The sequence below is a fragment of the Pseudomonas sp. NPDC089530 genome, from assembly GCF_050280705.1.
Taxonomy (GTDB): Bacteria; Pseudomonadota; Gammaproteobacteria; order Pseudomonadales; family Pseudomonadaceae; genus Aquipseudomonas.
This window is the reverse complement of the sequence record NZ_JBNNVU010000002.1, coordinates 1-15,990: the sequence shown is the minus strand read 5'-3', so window position 1 is coordinate 15,990 and position 15,990 is coordinate 1. Positions and strand designations below refer to the sequence as shown.

General features: G+C 67.8%; 18 protein-coding genes. 6 read left to right on the top strand and 12 right to left on the bottom strand.

Annotated features, from left to right (window positions below; translation table 11 throughout):
• Positions 1-107 precede the first annotated feature (107 nt).
• From gspD to gspG, 5 genes are read right to left on the bottom strand one after another with little or no spacing between them, the layout of a single operon-like run.
• A complete protein-coding gene (gspD, locus tag ACQKQA_RS01180) occupies positions 108-2,519 on the bottom strand; it encodes a type II secretion system secretin GspD (protein ID WP_427552606.1) in 2,412 nt (803 codons plus the stop codon).
• Positions 2,516-3,091, bottom strand: a complete 576-nt coding sequence (gspM, locus tag ACQKQA_RS01175) for a type II secretion system protein GspM (RefSeq protein WP_427552603.1) — start codon at positions 3,089-3,091, stop codon at positions 2,516-2,518. The genes gspD and gspM overlap by 4 nt, the downstream gene beginning before the upstream one ends.
• Positions 3,084-4,280, bottom strand: coding sequence for a type II secretion system protein GspL (gene gspL / locus ACQKQA_RS01170; protein ID WP_427552600.1), 1,197 nt, complete (start codon positions 4,278-4,280; stop codon positions 3,084-3,086). Before gspL ends, gspM begins: the two co-directional genes overlap by 8 nt.
• Positions 4,277-5,260, bottom strand: a complete 984-nt coding sequence (gene gspK, locus ACQKQA_RS01165; protein WP_427552597.1) for a type II secretion system minor pseudopilin GspK — start codon at positions 5,258-5,260, stop codon at positions 4,277-4,279. Before gspK ends, gspL begins: the two co-directional genes overlap by 4 nt.
• Before the next feature lie 8 nt (positions 5,261-5,268).
• Entirely contained in the window at positions 5,269-5,736 is a 468-nt protein-coding gene (gene gspG, locus ACQKQA_RS01160; protein WP_427552594.1) for a type II secretion system major pseudopilin GspG, read from the bottom strand.
• 148 nt (positions 5,737-5,884) lie between these two features.
• On the opposite strand from gspG, the gene gspI reads away from it, so the two are divergent.
• Positions 5,885-6,298 (top strand): type II secretion system minor pseudopilin GspI, encoded by a 414-nt coding sequence (gene gspI / locus ACQKQA_RS01155; RefSeq protein WP_427552592.1) that lies wholly within the window; start codon positions 5,885-5,887, stop codon positions 6,296-6,298.
• A 21-nt stretch (positions 6,299-6,319) separates the two neighbouring features.
• On the opposite strand, the gene ACQKQA_RS01150 is transcribed toward gspI, so the two are convergent.
• On the bottom strand, positions 6,320-6,751 hold the full coding sequence (locus ACQKQA_RS01150) for a type II secretion system protein N (RefSeq protein ID WP_427552589.1): 432 nt from the start codon (positions 6,749-6,751) through the stop codon (positions 6,320-6,322).
• A gap of 108 nt (positions 6,752-6,859) precedes the next feature.
• Here ACQKQA_RS01150 and gspH point away from each other — a divergent pair, with 108 nt between their 5' ends.
• Together gspH and ACQKQA_RS01140 are read left to right on the top strand one after the other, a co-directional pair.
• Positions 6,860-7,321, top strand: coding sequence for a type II secretion system minor pseudopilin GspH (gene gspH / locus ACQKQA_RS01145; protein ID WP_427552586.1), 462 nt, complete (start codon positions 6,860-6,862; stop codon positions 7,319-7,321).
• Complete coding sequence (locus ACQKQA_RS01140) at positions 7,318-7,941, top strand: type II secretion system protein GspJ (RefSeq protein WP_427552583.1); 624 nt, start codon at positions 7,318-7,320, stop codon at positions 7,939-7,941. Before gspH ends, ACQKQA_RS01140 begins: the two co-directional genes overlap by 4 nt.
• 204 nt (positions 7,942-8,145) lie before the next feature.
• Here ACQKQA_RS01140 and ACQKQA_RS01135 read toward each other — a convergent pair whose 3' ends face one another.
• Genes ACQKQA_RS01135 through ACQKQA_RS01125 form a run of 3 tightly spaced genes read right to left on the bottom strand, consistent with a single transcriptional unit; the run spans position 8,146 to position 10,418 of the window.
• Positions 8,146-9,093: a FecR family protein gene (locus ACQKQA_RS01135; protein ID WP_427552580.1), complete on the bottom strand. Its 948-nt coding sequence runs from the start codon at positions 9,091-9,093 to the stop codon at positions 8,146-8,148.
• Positions 9,094-9,132: 39 nt separating this feature from the next.
• On the bottom strand, positions 9,133-9,678 hold the full coding sequence (locus ACQKQA_RS01130) for a sigma-70 family RNA polymerase sigma factor (protein ID WP_427552578.1): 546 nt from the start codon (positions 9,676-9,678) through the stop codon (positions 9,133-9,135).
• Positions 9,675-10,418, bottom strand: coding sequence for an STN domain-containing protein (locus ACQKQA_RS01125; protein WP_427552575.1), 744 nt, complete (start codon positions 10,416-10,418; stop codon positions 9,675-9,677). Before ACQKQA_RS01125 ends, ACQKQA_RS01130 begins: the two co-directional genes overlap by 4 nt.
• A gap of 150 nt (positions 10,419-10,568) precedes the next feature.
• On the opposite strand from ACQKQA_RS01125, the gene ACQKQA_RS01120 reads away from it, so the two are divergent.
• Entirely contained in the window at positions 10,569-10,910 is a 342-nt protein-coding gene (locus tag ACQKQA_RS01120) for a hypothetical protein (protein ID WP_427552572.1), read from the top strand.
• A 102-nt stretch (positions 10,911-11,012) separates the two neighbouring features.
• On the opposite strand, the gene ACQKQA_RS01115 is transcribed toward ACQKQA_RS01120, so the two are convergent.
• Together ACQKQA_RS01115 and ACQKQA_RS01110 are read right to left on the bottom strand one after the other, a co-directional pair.
• Positions 11,013-11,663 carry an FMN-dependent NADH-azoreductase gene (locus tag ACQKQA_RS01115; protein ID WP_427552570.1) on the bottom strand — a complete coding sequence of 217 codons (651 nt, stop codon included), beginning with the start codon at positions 11,661-11,663 and terminating at the stop codon, positions 11,013-11,015.
• Positions 11,664-11,702: 39 nt separating this feature from the next.
• Entirely contained in the window at positions 11,703-12,143 is a 441-nt protein-coding gene (locus tag ACQKQA_RS01110; RefSeq protein WP_427552568.1) for a carboxymuconolactone decarboxylase family protein, read from the bottom strand.
• 355 nt (positions 12,144-12,498) lie between these two features.
• Here ACQKQA_RS01110 and ACQKQA_RS01105 point away from each other — a divergent pair, with 355 nt between their 5' ends.
• Both ACQKQA_RS01105 and ACQKQA_RS01100 read left to right on the top strand, forming a co-directional pair.
• The gene (locus tag ACQKQA_RS01105) at positions 12,499-13,932 is read left to right on the top strand and encodes a PLP-dependent aminotransferase family protein (RefSeq protein ID WP_427552565.1); all 1,434 of its coding nucleotides are present in this window, start codon (positions 12,499-12,501) and stop codon (positions 13,930-13,932) included.
• 94 nt (positions 13,933-14,026) lie between these two features.
• Positions 14,027-14,446 carry a cupin domain-containing protein gene (locus ACQKQA_RS01100; protein WP_427552562.1) on the top strand — a complete coding sequence of 140 codons (420 nt, stop codon included), beginning with the start codon at positions 14,027-14,029 and terminating at the stop codon, positions 14,444-14,446.
• A gap of 248 nt (positions 14,447-14,694) precedes the next feature.
• On the opposite strand, the gene ACQKQA_RS01095 is transcribed toward ACQKQA_RS01100, so the two are convergent.
• The coding region (locus tag ACQKQA_RS01095; protein ID WP_427552559.1) for an NAD-glutamate dehydrogenase domain-containing protein at positions 14,695-15,990 on the bottom strand (1,296 nt) is incomplete at its 5' end.

The following is a 15,990-nucleotide window of genomic DNA, read 5'->3' as shown; positions in this document are numbered from 1 at the left end:
TGCTGTAGCCGCTGCCGAGCCCGCGAGGCTGCGATCGAGGACACAGTCCTCGCCAAGCCTGCGCACCGGATCGGGCTGGAACACTCCGTCGCCTGCTTCACCGCCGTTCATTGCGTGATCACCGGCTTGGCCGGCACGGCGCGGATGGTGGCGCGAGGTTGCGGGGCCGAGACCGACGCGGCGCCGGGCACGCCCTGCTCCGCCGTCGGCAATTGCGGCGCCTGCATGTCCGGCATGGACCAACTGCGTTCTGGCTGCAGACCACCCTGGGCCCGGCGCATGAAGTCATAGCGATTGAGGGTGATGCTACGCCCCGCGGCGCTGTCGCGAATGATGTAGGGCCGCAGGAACACCATCAGGTTGGTCTTGGTCGCCGAACGGCTTTCGTTGCGAAACAGCGAGCCGATCCCGGGAATGGTCGACAACCACGGCACCGCATTGTTGTTCTGGCTGTAGCCATCCTGCAGCAGGCCGCCGAGGACCATGATCTGGCCGTCGTCGAGCAGCACGCTGGTGTCGATCGCGCGCTTCTGGGTCACGGTGCCGGCCTGCACCGAGGCCCGCTGGTCGACGCTGCTGACTTCCTGGTAGATGTCGAGCTTGACCGTGCCGCCTTCGGAAATCTGCGGCCGCACATTGAGTTTCAGGCCCACCTCCTCGCGCTGCACGGTCTGGAACGGGTTGTTGCTGTTGCCGCCACCGCCGGTGACGTAGCTGCCGGTGACGAAAGGAATGGTCTGGCCGACGAAGATGCTCGCCGCCTCGTTGTCCAGGGTCAGCAGGTTCGGCGTCGACAGCACGTTGCTCCCGCCCTTGGTCTTCAGGGCCCGGGCCAGCACCTTGAGGTCGAGGATCTTGCCGATCCCGGGGATGTCCACGGTGCCGTTGACCAGGCCGACGTTGAGGCCCTGGGGCAGCACGTCGATGCTGGTCTTGCCGTTGAGGTTGAAGTTGCTGCCGCCAAGGTTGGCGCCGCCGATGACACCGCTGCCCCCCAGGTTGCCGGTCTGCCATTGCACGCCGAACTCGGCGGCCTCGTCCTCGTTCACTTCGACGATCAGGCTTTCGATCACCACCTGGGCCCGGCGCTGGTCGAGCAGGTCGATGACTTCCCGCAGGTTGCGGTACAAAGGCTCCGGCGCGGAAATCAGCAGGGTGTTGGTGGTGGCGTCGGCCTGGATGGTCACGCCGCCGGCGCTGAACGCGGTGTTCTGGTCGCCCGTCTGGGTGCCGCTCTGGCTGCCGCTGCTACTGCCGCCCTGGGCATAACCACTGCCGGAGCCGCTACTGCCGCCCAGGCTGGAGCTGCCGCTGGTGGAACTGGTGCTGCCGCTCTGGCTGCCGCTGCTGCCACCCTGATTCATGCCGCCGCCCATGCTGCCGAGCATGGCCCGGGCGTTGTCGCCGGTGCCGCTGTCGCTCTCGCCGGTGAGCAGGCCGCGCAGGGCCTGGGCCAGCTTGCCGGCCTGGGCGTTGCGCAGGTACACCACATGCAGGTTGCTCGGGTTGCTCTGGGCGTTGTCCAGCTTGTAGATCAGGTTGCGCGCCAGCTCGGTGCGCTCGGGGCTGCCGGTGCGGATGATGATCGAGTTGGAGCGCGGGTCGCCGACCACGCTGATCTTCTGGGTCGGGTCGGCGCCCTGGGATTCCAGCAGTTCGGAGACCATGCCGGCGATGTCCACGGCGATGCCGTTCTGCACCGGCACCACGTCGGTGTCCAGGGCGCTGGGGATGTCGATGCCTTCGATGATCTGCGCCACCCGGGTGAGGTTCTCGGCGTAGTCGGTGATGACGATGCTGTTGTTGCCCGGATAGGCGTTGATCGGGTTGTTCGGCGACACGATCGGGCGCAGCACCGGGATCAGGTTCACCGCGTTTTCGTATTGCAGGCGGAAGGTGCGGGTCAGCATGCCGTTGGCCGACGGCTTGCCGGCGTTGTAGATCGGCCCGCCGAGCAGCTTGGCGTCGGCTTCCGGCACCACCTGGGCCACGCCGCCGACGTCCACCACGCTGAAGCCCTGCATGCGCAGGGCCGCCAGCAGCATGTCGTAGGCCTGGTGGGCCGGCACCTCGCCCTCGCTGACCAGGGTCAGGTTGCCCTTGACCCGCGGGTCCACCAGGAACTGCTGGCCGGTGGAACGCGCCAGGGCCCGGACCACGGCCTGGATATCGACGTCGACGAAGTTCAGGCGCACCGGCTGGTCGCCCAGGGGGTTGCGCACCACCGTGCTGCCGGTGTTGCTGCTGGCGCTTGATGGCCGCCCGCTATGGCTGATCGGATGCTGGTACTTGGGACGCTGGGTCTGTTGCGCCTGGGCCTTTTCCCGTTCGGCCACCACGTCACCGCCCTGGCGATTGGTTTCGGCCAGGGGCCGCCCCAGTTCGCTGTCCACCAACAGCGGCGGCTGCGGTCCCTGTTTGTGGGTGCACGCCGCCAGCGCCAGGGCCAGCGGCCCCAGCAGGAACAAGGACAGTGCCTTGCGCGACGGGCGTGGATAAAAAGAACCTGACCACTTCATGAAGCTTCCTTAGCGCCCAGCGCCTGATCCATGCGAACGGTTCCGGACAGTTTGCCTGCCGTGCCATCGATGTCGGCCGGCCCCGCGCGTTGCAGGCGGGCCTCCATCACTTCCAGGGAAAACTGCCGGGGATTGCCCAGCAGCCAACCGACCACGGCATCCGCCGGGGCCTCTTGAAAACTCAATTGCCAGCCCGGGGCTTCACCCTCGCCGGCCTGCAGCCGGTACAGCCCCTCCAGGCCGGCGGCATCCAGGGTCTGGCGCAAGGACTGCTCCAGGCTCTGCCCCGCCACGGCGCCCCGGGGCCCCCCGGCCTGGTGCAGCAGCACCTCCAGGGCCTCGGCCTGGGAACGCAGCTTGGGGGTCTCGGCCTGCCAGTAATCGATCTTTTTCAGCGCCGGCTCGATCAGCAGCAGCCACACCAACACCCCGCCCAGCAACACGGACGCGCCGCCCAGCAGACGCTTCTCCCGCAGCGCCAGGCCGTTCCAGTACAGCCGCGCCTGGGCGACATGCAGTTGCCAGCGCTGGCGATAGCGGCCGAGGCCGAGATTGAGGCTCAGCTTATTCATCCTCGTCCTCCTCGCTGTCTTCGCTGTCGTCGGCGGCCATGGGCGTCGCGCCGGCGGCGGCGCTGGCGGCCCGCAGGGTCCAGCCCTGGTCGCCCGGGCTGGCCTCGATCCCGGCCTGGTTCAACAGGCCCTGCCAGCCGCTGTCCGGCGCCGGCACCCGGGTGTCGTTGAGCAGGCTCAGTTGCAACTCGCCGTTGCCGTAGTTCAATCGCTCGACGCCGCCGATCACGAACGGCATGGCGTTGCTGGCTTGCTGCATCAGGCTGTTGAAGCTCTGCGGGGCCTCGCCGCTGGCTCCGCTCTGCCGCGCCTCCAGTTGCTGGCGCGCCTGTTGCAGCGGGTTGAGGATCACCGGCAGTTCCGGGAACACCTGGCGCACCCGCTGGCTCATCTGCGCCTTGAGTTGCTGGCCCTGGTCCGCCTGACGCGCGGCATACAGGTTCAGGCCCAGGGTCCAGACCGCCAGCGCCGCCGCGCACAACGCCGCGGCACGGCCCCAGCCCGGCTGGCGACGGCCGTTGTTCTGCACCCCGCCGTGCAGGCCCCAGTCGGGGAGCTGGCCGGTCCAGCGCTGGCTGGCCGGCAGTTGCGCCAGGGCCGCTTCCGGGGCCGCCTCGCCAACCCATTGCAGCCCGGCGCCGTTGGCCAGCAGCGCCTGCAGGGCGTCTTCGGGCAAGGGCTGCACGCTGCCTTGCTGCAGGCTGTGGCGCAGCAGCAAATGCTGGTCCTGCAGGCTGGCCGTCAACTGGCCGCTCGCCGGCACCGGCAAGGCATAGGGCGCCGGGTACAGGCCGCGCAGTTTCAGGCCGGCCTGTTCCAGCACCTGCCCCAGTTGCGCCAGCGCCGTGCGCGGCAGCCAGCTGATCTGCACCTGGCCGTCGGCGTCCCGCGGGCTGTGGGCCACGTGCATGGCTTCGCTCTGGCCGAGGATCAGCGCCTGGGCGGCGCAGGCCACCGCCGCGCTGACCTTGGTCGGAGCCAGGGCCGGCAGTTCGATGCTCGCCAGCAGGCTGTCCTCGGGGTGCAGGAAACACTCCAGGGCCGGCACCTTGGGCGTCTGCCCCAGCTGCAGCAGGCTGGTTTCGTGGGTCTCCTGGAACTGGCCCTGACGATCCAGCCAGGCACCACTCACCCGGCTCTGGGCCGTCAGGGTATGCAGCGGCGGCAGGCTGACGCGCAAACGACTCATACGCCCACCCGCGACCAGATCACCTGCGGCATGTTGTCTTCGCTGCGGTGCAGCAAGGCCAGCAGCTTGACCCGGCGCCGCTCGCCACGGGCCTGGCCCTGCAGGCGGAACCACTCGCTGGTGATGCCGACCCGCACACTGTCCGCCGGCACATGGGGCATGCGCAGGCGGTTGATGAAGTCCCCCTGATTGACGAACCACTGGCCACTGTCGCGCTCGGCGATCAGCGCCCTGGCCCGCGGCAGCTCCAGCCCCGGCACGGTAGCGGCCAGCACTTCGGCGCTGGCGGTGTTGCCGTTGACCCAGGTATTGGCCGGCAGGATGGTGACAAAGGGCGCCAGGCGCGCCAGCAGTTGTTCATCGACCCCGTTGACCCCCAGCAGGTCGTCGAGGCTGCGCAGCATTGGCTGCTGGGCCAGCAGCGGCTTGCGCGCGGTGTCCGGCGAGGTATCGCGACCGCTCTGAAAGCCCGCCTTGACCGGCTTGGCCGTGCCTTCCGGGCTCAACAGCCGTGGATAGGACGCGATCACCCGCTGGCTGATGCGCTGGCCCAGGGTCGCGTTGACCCCGAGCAACGCGCACAGGCGCTGGAAGTTTTCGATCTGCAAGGGGTCCAGACGGTCATTGGCCAGCAGGTTGCGCAGGTTGAACTTGCCCTGCTCGTCTTCCAGCCGGCCTTCGAACGGCCCGCTGCCCGGGCCCAGCGCCGCGAGCTGGATCGGCCGCGCCCAGTTCTGGTCGAGGCGGGTCAGCACGTCGCGCTGGCGGTCTTCCCACAGGCGCTGGCGGCTGACTTCCATGCCCCCCTGCAGTTGCCAGCTGCCCTGGACCCGCAGCTGCTCGCTTTCCAGCCCTCGGGTGAACAGGGTCTGGCGGGTGAGCATGCCGCCGGCGATCACCGCCACCACGGCGGCGATCAACAGGGCGCTGATAATGGCCATGCCACGCTGTTTCGCCGCGCTCGGCGAACGGGCTGTCATGGCGGCGCTTACAACTGCCAGGAGCCGATATCGGCATTCACGCCGTCACCGTCCGGCTGGCCGTCGGCGCCCAGGGAGAACACATCGACTTCGCCGTTCGCCCCCGGGTTGAGATAATGGTAAGGACGGCCCCAGGGGTCGTTGGGCAGGCGTTCCAGGTAGGAACGCCAGTTGCTGTTCTTGGCGTCCGCCGGGCGCTCCACCAGCACCTTCAGGCCCTGGTTCATGCTCGGGTAGGTGCCGTGGTCGAGGCGATAGAGCTTGAGGGCCTGCATCAGCCCGCCGATGTCCTGCTTGGCCGCGGTGGCCCGGGCCTGGTCCGGACGGTCGAGCACCTTGGGCACCACCATCGCGGCCAGGATCCCGAGAATGACCACCACCACCATGATCTCGATCAGGGTGAAACCGCCCTGGCCGCGGGGGCGGCGGGGCTGACGGTGGGACTGGGGTTGCGACCTGAAGTGCACGACATCCATCTCGACATTCCTTGGCTTGATTTCGATTCGTCGCGCAGTGTTGCAAGAAAATATGTCAGTGATATTGACGTTGCTCGGGAGTGTCCGTAGCCAATCGGTCAAATTTGCCGGTTAGCCTGCAAGCCTTCATTTACACCGCGAGACGTCCATGCCGGGGCCACGCCAGCCACTTCGCCAACCCGCCGCCGGGCAACGGGGCTTCACCCTGATCGAAGTGCTGGTGGCCCTGGCGATCATCGCCGTGGCCATGTCGGCGGCGATCCGGGTGGCCGGCCTGATGACCCAGAGCAACGGCCTGCTGCGGGACAAATCCATCGCCCTGCTGGCGGCCCAGTCGCACCTGGCCCAATTGCGCCTGGAAGGCCGCCTGCCCCCTGGCAGCAAGAACGTGGAATGCGATCAGGGCCGGCTGAAACTGCGCTGCGAACAGAGCATCGGCCCCAGCCCCGACCCGCGCCTGGCCAGGGTCAGCGTGCTGGTCCTGGACCGCAGCCGCGAGGCCCCGCCCCTGGCGCGCCTGGACACCCTGGTGGCGCGAGTACCGAAAAATCCCAAGCGCTAGACCGTCTTTCGCAGGAGCGCCTTATTGCCGGGTCAGCACCGGCAGCGCCGGGCTCTCCGGCAACTTGCCGACCTCCACCCGCGAACGCTCGCCGCCGCGTTCGATCACCACGCCGTCGCCCTCGATGGCCACCAGTTGCACGCCCTGGGCCAGGCGCTCGCCCACCAGGAAACTGCGCGGCGGCGCGTCGTTGAGACGCAGGATCGCCACCGCGCCGCGGGGGCTGGCCATGAGCCCGGTGACCTTGATGTCCAGCGCCAGCGGCTGGTTGGAAAACCACTGCTGCGCCGGGCTCTGGGCCTGGGCGGCCAAGGCTTGCGGCGGCGCCTGCGGGGTACGCGACTCGGCGGGCGTCAGCAGCAGCGACGACCAGGTCGCCACCCCAGCGGCGATAGCCAGCAGGGCCAGGGCCTGCACCAGCTGCGGCGGGGAAAATCGATGGACGAATGCCATGACAAGGACCTCCTGTTTGTCCGTGTTCGCAGCCTACCGCGCAATGGTCACGTTTTTATTTCACATTCGCCGGGCAGGATGAAAAACGACGCACAGGAGGCGCGCCCCATGACCCCATCCCGACAACAAGGCTTCACCCTGATCGAGCTGATGGTGGTGCTGGTGATCATCGGGATCGCCAGCGCCGCCATCAGCCTGAGCATCCGCCCTGACCCGCTGCAGGGCCTGCGCAAGGACGCCGAGCGTCTGGCCCAGTTGCTCCAGGTGGCCCAGGCCGAGGCCCGGGTCGACGGTCGGCCGATCAGCTGGCGGGCGGATGCCAAGGGCTTCGCTTTCAGCCGGCCCAGCGACGACGGGCGCGGTGTCGATCAGTTCAAGGACGACCCACAGTTGCGTCCGCACCGCTGGGAAAGCTCGCCGGTCAAGGTGCGCATCGAACCCGGCCCGCGGCTGGTGCTCAATGCCGAATGGATCGATGCGCCGCTGCAGGTGCAGCTGTCCGACGGGCAGAACAGCCTGACGGTGCAGCGCTCGGCCACCGGCCAGCTGCGGGTGGTGGCGCTGCCATGAGGGCCCGCATACAGGGCCGGCAAGACGGCTTCACCCTGATCGAGGTGATGGTGGCGATCCTGCTGATGGCGGTGGTCAGCGTGATCGCCTGGCGCGGCCTGGACAGCGTCGGCCGGGCCGACAGCCATCTACAGGCCAGCAGCGAGCAGACCGAGGTGCTGCTGCGCACCCTGCACCAGCTGGAACGGGACGTGGCGCTGCGGGCCAGCGTCGAACTGCTGGAACCGACGCCGGCCGGGGCCGATAGCGAAGCGGCGGATGTGCCGGCGGCCCTGACCGTGCGCAGCGCCGACAGCGGCACCTTTCGCCTGGATGTGATCCGCGATGCGGCGACGCCCGGCGCGGGCCTGCAACGGGTGCGCTGGTGGCTCAAGGGCGACACCCTGTACCGCGCCGCCGCGCCGGCCCGGGACCGTTACCCGCTGCCGGCACCGAAAAACGCGGTGGCGGTGCTGGAACACGTCAGCGATCTGCAAGTGCGGGTCTGGGACCGGGACAAAGGCTGGCGCCAGCTCAGCGGCAACCGCAAGGAGAACCCGCCAGGCCTGGAAATCCGCCTGGTACGGCAGACGCCGCAAGGCGAAGAGCGTTATCGGCAGGTGCTGGGACCGCTGGACTAAGCCCAAGGCAAGGCTCGCCCCTGTAGCCGCTGCCGAGCGCAGCGAGGCTGCGAACGGCTGCGCAGCAGCCGCAAAACCGGACACCCCATTCTTCCAGGCACACCGCATGCTCAGGTTTAGCGAGGACTTCGTCCTCGATCGCAGCCTCGCTGCGATCGGCAGCGGCTACGGGGATATCGACGCCGGTTCGGCATCGCTGGCGGGTCAGCTCAGCAACACCACGCCCCCGGGCAGCTCGGTGCATTTGGCGCCGTAGGCGTCGCGGATCAGCAGGGCTACGCCGGGCAACTGGTCGAGGCTGAAACGCGCCTGGACCTTGCGCTTGCCCAGCTCGGCGTTGAGCAGCACCAGCATGCCCGGACGGTAGCGGTTGATTTCGTCGATCACGGTGTTGAGGGTGGCGTTGTCGAACACCAGCACCTGCTCGCGCCAGGCGACCACCGCGGCCGGGTCCACCGCCTGCGGCTCGCCGACCTGCTGGCGGTCGTAGGTCAGCTGGCGGCCGCTGTCCAGGCGAATGTGGCGACCACCGACGTCCACCTGCAAGGCGCCGTCGATACAGGTCACGCACACGCTGTGGTCGGTGTTGCGCACATTGAAACGCGCCTGGGACGCGCTCAGCCAACCGTTACCGGCCTGGACCCGCACCGGCAGCGCGCTGCGGCTCGACACCTCGACCTCGCCCTCGAGCAGCTCCAGGCCCTGCCCGCCTTCGGCCAGTTCGCGCCGGCTGATACGGGTCTGGGTGTTGAGCTCCAGGCTCAGGCCGTCGTCCAGCTCGATCCGGCGCTGCTCGCCAACCGCAGTGCGGTAGTCGGCGCCGAGCCCGGCGAAACCACCCGGCACCGAAAGGCGCACCGCCACCAGCGCCACCGACGCGGCCAGCGCCCCACCGATAAAGGCCCGGCGGCCGAAGCGGCGCGGCTGCGTCTGCTGCCATTGTTCGGCGGCGGGCTTGAGGCCGTGCCACAGGCGCTTGGCCTGCTCGAACGCCGCGGCATGCTGCGGGCTCTGTGCGCACCACTGTTGCAGCGCCCGGGCATCGGCGGCGGTGGCCCGCCCCGACGTCAGCAGGAGCAGCCAGTCCTGGGCCTCGTTACGCAGCCGGTGGTCCGGTGTGGCTCGAGCGGTGGAGATGCTGAAGATGTTCAAGCGTGCGGGTACTCACGGATTATTCGGGGGACTCTGTGACTAGGACGGTTTTCCGGCGCCGGGACCGAACCGCTGAATCACTTTTCTTTCAAGGCGCGCGGCGCAATGGCCCAGGGCCGCCTTGATTTCCTTCTCGACCATCCGTGTCGAAATGCCGAAGCGCTGGGAGATTTCCAGGTGCGGCGCCTCCTCCAGGCGCGCGGCGATAAAGATCCTGCGCCGCCGCGCCGGCAGCTCGTAGAGCGCCTTGAGCAGGGACTGGATCTCCTTCTGTCCGCCCACCACCCGCGACGGGTCCAGGGCTTCGTCGCTGATCTGCAACAACTCCTCCACCTCGCTGCCGGTGAGCAGCCGGGCGTCGGCCTGGCGGCGGTCGGCGGCGATGTTCAGGGCCATGCGGTAGAGGTAGGCGCTGGGCTGGGCCAGGTCGGGCGGCTCCTCCATGCGGTCGACCCGCAGGTAGGTTTCATGCAGCACATCGTTGGCCAGGTCGTCCGAACCCAGGCGACGGCGCAAGCGCACCTTGAAGTCGTCGTAAGAGGTCAGGAACAGCCTGACCATCGGACTGTGTCCGGTATTCTTCATGCCCCGGCGGCTCCTTCCCGTTGTCGGCAATCCATGCTTTTTCCTGTGCTGTCGGGTAGCAGTAGCAAGGTCACTGGCTGGCGCAGCGAACTCGGTGCGGGTCGTTCGACCCAGGTCTCGCCGAGGCTCTGCACCAGCGCCTCGTCCCGGCGCAGATCGCCGGTGGTGGTGACCAGGCGGCTGTGTTCGATATGCCCGCCGCGGTCGATCCACAGTTGCAGCACCGCGCGATAGCGACCCGGCCGGGTCAGTTCCGAACGGCACAGGCCCGCCTCCACCGCCCGTTGCAGGGCACTGGCGAAGCTGCTGCCGGCCAAGGCTGCGGCGTTGCCGCCCGCGCCTTTGGCGGTGGGCGGATCGCTGAGCTGGGCCACTTGCAAGGTAAAGGCGTCGGAACGGGCGTAACGGGCCATCAAACCACTCCCTGTCAGCAGGCGACTCAGGGCATCCCGGGCGCTGTAGCGCCCCTGGACCCGCACCGAGCGGCGCCCCCGGGTCAGCTCGCGATCCACCAGCACCGCCATCCCGGTCGAACGACTGAACAGTTCCAGAGCGTCGGCCAGGTCTTGCGCGGCGATATCCAGGTCCAGCAACTGCCGCGTGTCCGCTGGCGGCGACGCGGAAGGCGCCGCCCACAGCAGTTCCGAATCCACCAGCGCCAACAGCAGCGCAAGGCCACAGCGCGCGAACCCCGCGTGAAAGAAAGACCGATGACCGACCTTTGCCCGGCGTCGCTGCACGGCTGCCCTGTCCCTGAAAACCGTCATCCTGAGGCCAGTTTATGAATCTGGTGTTACGGCGCGCGCAAAAAAACCATCATCTTTTCGCCCGGTGCCTTGCTCTACACTCAAGGACCACAACGGCCCTCGCGGGCCCGCCAGGAGGCCCCGATGAAACAGCTTTACACCCTTGCCGCCAGCCTGTTGCTCGGCGCCCTGCCGCTGGCCGGCCAGGCAGCCCCGGCCGGAGAAAAAGCCAGCACGACACCCGCCGCCAGCGAAGGTTGCGTGGAGGTCAGCGTGGGCGGCTACAAGGCCCCGGACTACGGTTGCCTGAGCAAGCAGATGGGCAACGACCCCGACGCGGCCAAGGCCGAACAGAAGAACCGGGAAGCCATGCAGGTGCCGATCGACAAACGCGCGCCGAACCAGATGGGCCTGGCGACCCCGGCGGCCACCGGCACGCGGATGGGCAATACCTTCGGTACCTCGGTGAAGCCGCAGCGGCCCTGAGGTTGCGTGCCCGTCTTGCGGGCTCTTGCTTTGTAGGAGCGCCGCTTGCGCGCGATGAGCGATAACGCGGAGCGTCGCGGCCCTCGCGGGCAAGCCTCGCGCCTACAGAGGCGCGGCGCAGCTGGCGTTCGCCGCCCACTCCCGGGCCACGGCATCCAGCTCTCCCCTCGCCCGCTCCAGGGCCTCTTCCCGCGCTTCGGGGTTGGCGAACTGCAGCGGCTGGGCGTCGACGAACAGCGGCTGCTGCACCCCGATAAAGGCAAAGGCGGCTTTCAGCGCCGGGGTCAGGGCGTCCATCCCGGCCATGGGGTTGCCCGGGCGCAGGTCGGCGCCACGGCTGGTGAGGAACAGCACCTTCTGCCGGGTCAACTGGCCGACGATGCCGTCCGGGGTATTGAGGTAGGTCAGCTCGGTGCGGGTGATGCTGTCGATAAAGGCCTTGAAGGTCGACGGCATCGACCAGTTGTACATCGGCATGGCGAACAGGCACGCATCGGCGTCCATCAGCCGCTGGCACAAGGCATCCGAGGCGGCCAGGGTCTGGCGCATCTGCGGCGTGCGGGCCTCGGGGTGGGTGTAGGTGGCGATGGCGAAGGCCTCGCTGACGTGGGGCGGCGTGTCCCGCGCCAGGTCCAGGTAATCGATCTCCAGATCGACGCCCTGGCCCTGCAGCTGCTGGATGAAATAGCGGCCCAGGGCCCGGGAGTTGGAGCGTTCGCCCTTGGAGCTGGCGTCGACGTGCAGCAGTTTCATGACAGTTACCTGGGTTGGATTGAAAGAGAGGGGCAGCGGTTAAAGGCTGGGCTGTTGCCCGAACGCCACCGCCAGGCGGTTCCAGCAATTGATCGCGGCCACCACCACGGTCAGGTCCACCAGCTCGCGCTCGCTGAACTCGCGACGCGCGGCCTGGAACAGCTCGTCCGGCATCCCGGCGTCGGGCAACAGGGTCACCGACTCGCTCCACGCCAGCGCCGACCTTTCCCGCGGGCTGAACAAAACCGAATCGCGCCAGACGCTCAGGGCATACAGGCGCTGCTCGCTCTCGCCGTTCTGCCGGGCCTGCACCCCGTGCATATCGGCGCAGAAGGCGCAGTGATTGAGCTGCGAAACGCGGATCTTGACCAGTTCCAGCAGCGGCTTTTCGATGGACAGTTCGAAGGTTTGTGCTTCAAGCATCAGCAGGCCCTTGAGGGCTTGCGGCGAGGCGCTGTAGTAATCCAGGCGGGGTTCCATCGTGCTCACCGTGGGCGTTCGGGTGGTGTGCGGCATAGCCTAAGGGTCGCGGCGGCCCTGCCCTATAGCCAATACCCGGGGTTATTGGCAGTCCAATGGCCCAGGGAGGCCCGCCACCCGCCTCCCAGCCGAACCCGGTAGCCGCTGCCGCAGGCTGCGATAAGGCGAAGGCCTTTGGCGATCTCAAGATCCTTGCGCCCCCTGCGGGGGCGATCGCAGCCTCGCTTTGGCTCGGCAGCGGCTACGGGTACGGCTACGCGCCAAGGCGCCCGACCGGTGCCGGACATCCGGCCGCTACACCAAACCCGACCTTGCGCGTAATCTGGCGGGCACTGATCGTTTTGGAATGTCATCGATGGAACTGCATGTGGTCATCAACGGGCGCAAGGACCTGGCCGAGCAGCTGTATCGGCAACTGCGCGACGCCATCGAGTGCGGACGCCTGGCGGCGGGCGCGCAGTTGCCGCCAAGCCGCCTGCTGGCCGAACAGCTGGGCATCTCGCGCAAGACCGTGTCGGACACCTACAGCCTGCTGACCTACGAGAATTTCCTGACCGGCCGGATCGGCCGCGGCACCTTCGTCAATGCCCGCCCGGTCAAGACCGAGCGCCAGCAGAGCGCCGCCGACCTGGCCTGCGCCAAGAGCCTGGAAAAATGGCAGGAGCTGCCCTCGCCCCTGCGCCATCCGACCCTGGAAGGCACCTCGCGCTACGAGTTCATCGGTGGCGCCACCAGCCGCAATCAGTTCCCCCAGGAAGAATGGCGGCGCTGCACCCAGGACGCCCTGCGCCGGATCGCCCAGAGCGGCGGTTTCTACAGCCAGCCGGAAGGCCTGCCGGCGCTGCGCAACGCGATTGCCGGGCATGTGTCGTTCTCCCGCGGCGTGGTCTGCAGCGACGCCGACATCGTGGTCTGCAACGGCGCGCAACAGGCCCTGGACCTGATTGCCCGGGTGGTACTCGAACCCGGCACCCTGGTCGCCATGGAAGACCCCGGCTACACCCCGGCGCGCCTGCTGTTCAGCGCCCAGGGCGCGACGGTGATCGGCGTGCCGGTGGACGACGAAGGCCTGCAGGTGGAGCGGATTCCCGATGGCGTGCGGCTGATCTACGTCACCCCGTCCCATCAGTTCCCCCTGGGCATGCCCATGAGCCATGCCCGCCGCGAAGCCCTGCTGGAGCGCGCGCGGGAGCTGGGGGCGATCGTGATCGAGGACGACTACGACAGCGAGTTCCGCTACGAGGGGCGGCCCACCGACTCGCTGCAGAGCCTGGATCAACGCGGGGTGGTGGCCTATGTCGGGACCTTCTCGAAAACCATGCTGCCGCAGCTGCGCCTGGGCTACGCGGTGCTGCCGCCAGCGATCCTCGGCGCGGTGATCAAGGCCAAGCGCCTCACCGACTGCCACACCTCGACCCTGCCGCAATGGGCGCTGGCCAAGTTCATCGCCGAGGGTTATCTGCTCAAGCACATCCGCCGCTGCCACACGGTGTACGCCGGGCGCCGCGAGCGGATCCTGCAACGCCTGAACGGCGACCTGTCGCCCTGGCTGCAGGCCGTGCCGTCCACCGCCGGCTTCCACATGGCGGCGCTGTGCAAGGTGCCGGTGGATATCCCGCTGTTGCTGGAGCTGGCGAAGAAGGTCGAGGTCGGGCTGTACCCGCTGTCCGGCTTCTTCCACGACACCCCGGTGCGGGACGGCCTGTTCATCGGCTTTGGCGCCATCGAGACCCTGGACATCGACCCGGCCCTGGACAGGGTGCGGGACCTCCTGCAGCAGGTCGCCTGATTGGCCCCGGCGTTTTCTCCGGGATTGGTTATAGGCCGGTGCCGACGCTGGGCTTACCTTGAGTCAGCCCCTTGTCGAACCGGAGAAACCGCCCATGAACACCCGTACCGCCCTGACCGCCGCCCTCGCTGGCCTGACCCTGCTCGCCAGCCTGGGCGCCGCCGCCCATGACCCGGCGTATGGCCAGGAGAAGATCAGGATCCTTCAGGAACAGGCCCTGAACAACGTGCCGGGCAAGACCGCGCTGATGCTTACCGTCGACTACGCCCCGGGCCAGGCCACGGTGCCGCACATGCACCAGGGCGCGGCCATGGCCTATGTGCTCGAAGGCGAGATCACCTCCCGGGTCAACGACGGCCCGGCCATCACCTACAAGGCGGGGGAATCCTGGTACGAGCCGGCCGGCTCGCAACACCCGGTGTCGGCCAATGCCAGCGCCACCCAGCCGGCCAAGTTGCTGGTGTTCATGCTCAAGGGCGCCAAGGACGAGGTGCTGACGCCGTTGAAGCAGTAAGCGCCGCCGACCGCCCCATCATACGGGGAGCGCGTGTTTCTTTTGTAGGAGCGAAGCTTGCTCGCGATGACGTCAGAACAGACAACACAACTTACAAAGCCAAGCCAATAAAAAGCAGATGTCTGGCCGCTGCGCGGATCGCGGGCAAGCCTCGCTCCTACAGAAGCGGCGGCCACGCCGCAGCCGCGAATCCCGAGCAAAAAAAAGCCCCGTATCTCGCGATACGGGGCTTTCTATTTAGCGCTCGATCAGGCCGGTACCAGCGCCGATTGACCGCTCATGGCCAGGTCCAGCAACTCGCGGTTGGCCACCGCGTACATGGCGTAGTCGGTGGCGCTGGCGGCACGGATCTCCACCAGCATCGCGCGCCAGCGTTCGACCATGCTCTGGTTCTGCTCGAGCCACAGGGCCACGCGGGCTTCCATGTCTTGCGGGCCGTCGGCCATTTGCAGAACCGAGATGGTGATCGCCCGCTGCTGCCAGTCCACGTCGTCGCGGAAGGCTTCCCGTGCCTGGGCCTGCCAGTTGTTGGCCACCGGCAGATCGCTGATCTGCTGCAGGTACCACGGCAGGTCCAGGGCGCTGCCCACGGCGAAGTAGGCCTTGGCCACGTCGGCGGCGTCGTGCCCGGTGACATCCGCGGCCTCGATGATCGGCAACAGGGTGTACAGGTGGGTAGTGCCTGCCACCATGCGTGCCAACAGCTCAGGCACACCGGCTTCGACATAGGCGGTGTAACGGGTCTGCCAGCCGGCGCGGGTCGGGCCCTCCAGCAGTTCGTCGAGCTTGAGGCCCAACGCCGCCAGGTGCGGACCGAAGTGCGCGACGTCCCGCGCGGCATCCTGCTCGTTGCGACGGCTGCGCAGGAACCAGCGGGTGGCCCGACGGCCGAGGCGCATCAGCTCGTCCATCAGCTCCAGTTGCACCTGGGCCGAAACCTGGTGGTCCAGGGCTTCGATCTGGCGGAACCAGTGCGGGAGATGGAAGATGTCACGCACGATCACATAGGCACCCGCCACGTTGGCCGGGCTCATGCCAGTGGACTCCTTCAGGCGCTGCACGAAAGTGATGCCCATGTGGTTGACCAGGTCGTTGGCGATCTGGGTGCTGACGATCTCGCGCTTCAGGCGGTGACGGCGCATGGCTTCGGCGAACTTGCTGACCAGGGTCGGCGGGAACGCGGTTTCCATGTCGCGGGTCAGGTAGTCGTCGTCCGGTACCAGGGAATTGAGCAACTGCTCCTTGAGGTCGATCTTGCTGTAGGAGATCAGCACCGACAGTTCCGGACGGGTCAGCCCGTGGCCCGCGGCAACGCGCTCGTTCAGCTGGTCTTCCGACGGCAGGAACTCGATGGCGCGGTCCAGCTTGCCACGGCCTTCCAGGTCGCTCATCAGGCGCTTGTACTCGGCAATCCGGGCAAAGGCGCGACGGGCCGCCAGGGACAGGGCCTGGGTCTGCTTGTAGTTGTTGCCCAACACCAGGCCACCGACTTCGTCGGTCATGCTCGCCAGCAACTGGTTGCGTTGCTTGTCGGTCATGTCGCC

Coding starts and splice junctions, on each gene's coding strand:
- ACQKQA_RS01130 (WP_427552578.1), bottom strand. CDS start 9,678: ATGAAGAATACCGGACACAGTCCGATGGTCAGGCTGTTCCTGACCTCT.
- ACQKQA_RS01140 (WP_427552583.1), top strand. CDS start 7,318: ATGAGGGCCCGCATACAGGGCCGGCAAGACGGCTTCACCCTGATCGAG.
- ACQKQA_RS01110 (WP_427552568.1), bottom strand. CDS start 12,143: ATGGAACCCCGCCTGGATTACTACAGCGCCTCGCCGCAAGCCCTCAAG.
- ACQKQA_RS01115 (WP_427552570.1), bottom strand. CDS start 11,663: ATGAAACTGCTGCACGTCGACGCCAGCTCCAAGGGCGAACGCTCCAAC.
- gspD (WP_427552606.1), bottom strand. CDS start 2,519: ATGAAGTGGTCAGGTTCTTTTTATCCACGCCCGTCGCGCAAGGCACTG.
- ACQKQA_RS01150 (WP_427552589.1), bottom strand. CDS start 6,751: ATGGCATTCGTCCATCGATTTTCCCCGCCGCAGCTGGTGCAGGCCCTG.
- ACQKQA_RS01100 (WP_427552562.1), top strand. CDS start 14,027: ATGAACACCCGTACCGCCCTGACCGCCGCCCTCGCTGGCCTGACCCTG.
- gspM (WP_427552603.1), bottom strand. CDS start 3,091: ATGAATAAGCTGAGCCTCAATCTCGGCCTCGGCCGCTATCGCCAGCGC.
- gspI (WP_427552592.1), top strand. CDS start 5,885: ATGCCGGGGCCACGCCAGCCACTTCGCCAACCCGCCGCCGGGCAACGG.
- gspH (WP_427552586.1), top strand. CDS start 6,860: ATGACCCCATCCCGACAACAAGGCTTCACCCTGATCGAGCTGATGGTG.
- ACQKQA_RS01120 (WP_427552572.1), top strand. CDS start 10,569: ATGAAACAGCTTTACACCCTTGCCGCCAGCCTGTTGCTCGGCGCCCTG.
- gspG (WP_427552594.1), bottom strand. CDS start 5,736: ATGGATGTCGTGCACTTCAGGTCGCAACCCCAGTCCCACCGTCAGCCC.
- gspK (WP_427552597.1), bottom strand. CDS start 5,260: ATGACAGCCCGTTCGCCGAGCGCGGCGAAACAGCGTGGCATGGCCATT.
- gspL (WP_427552600.1), bottom strand. CDS start 4,280: ATGAGTCGTTTGCGCGTCAGCCTGCCGCCGCTGCATACCCTGACGGCC.
- ACQKQA_RS01105 (WP_427552565.1), top strand. CDS start 12,499: ATGGAACTGCATGTGGTCATCAACGGGCGCAAGGACCTGGCCGAGCAG.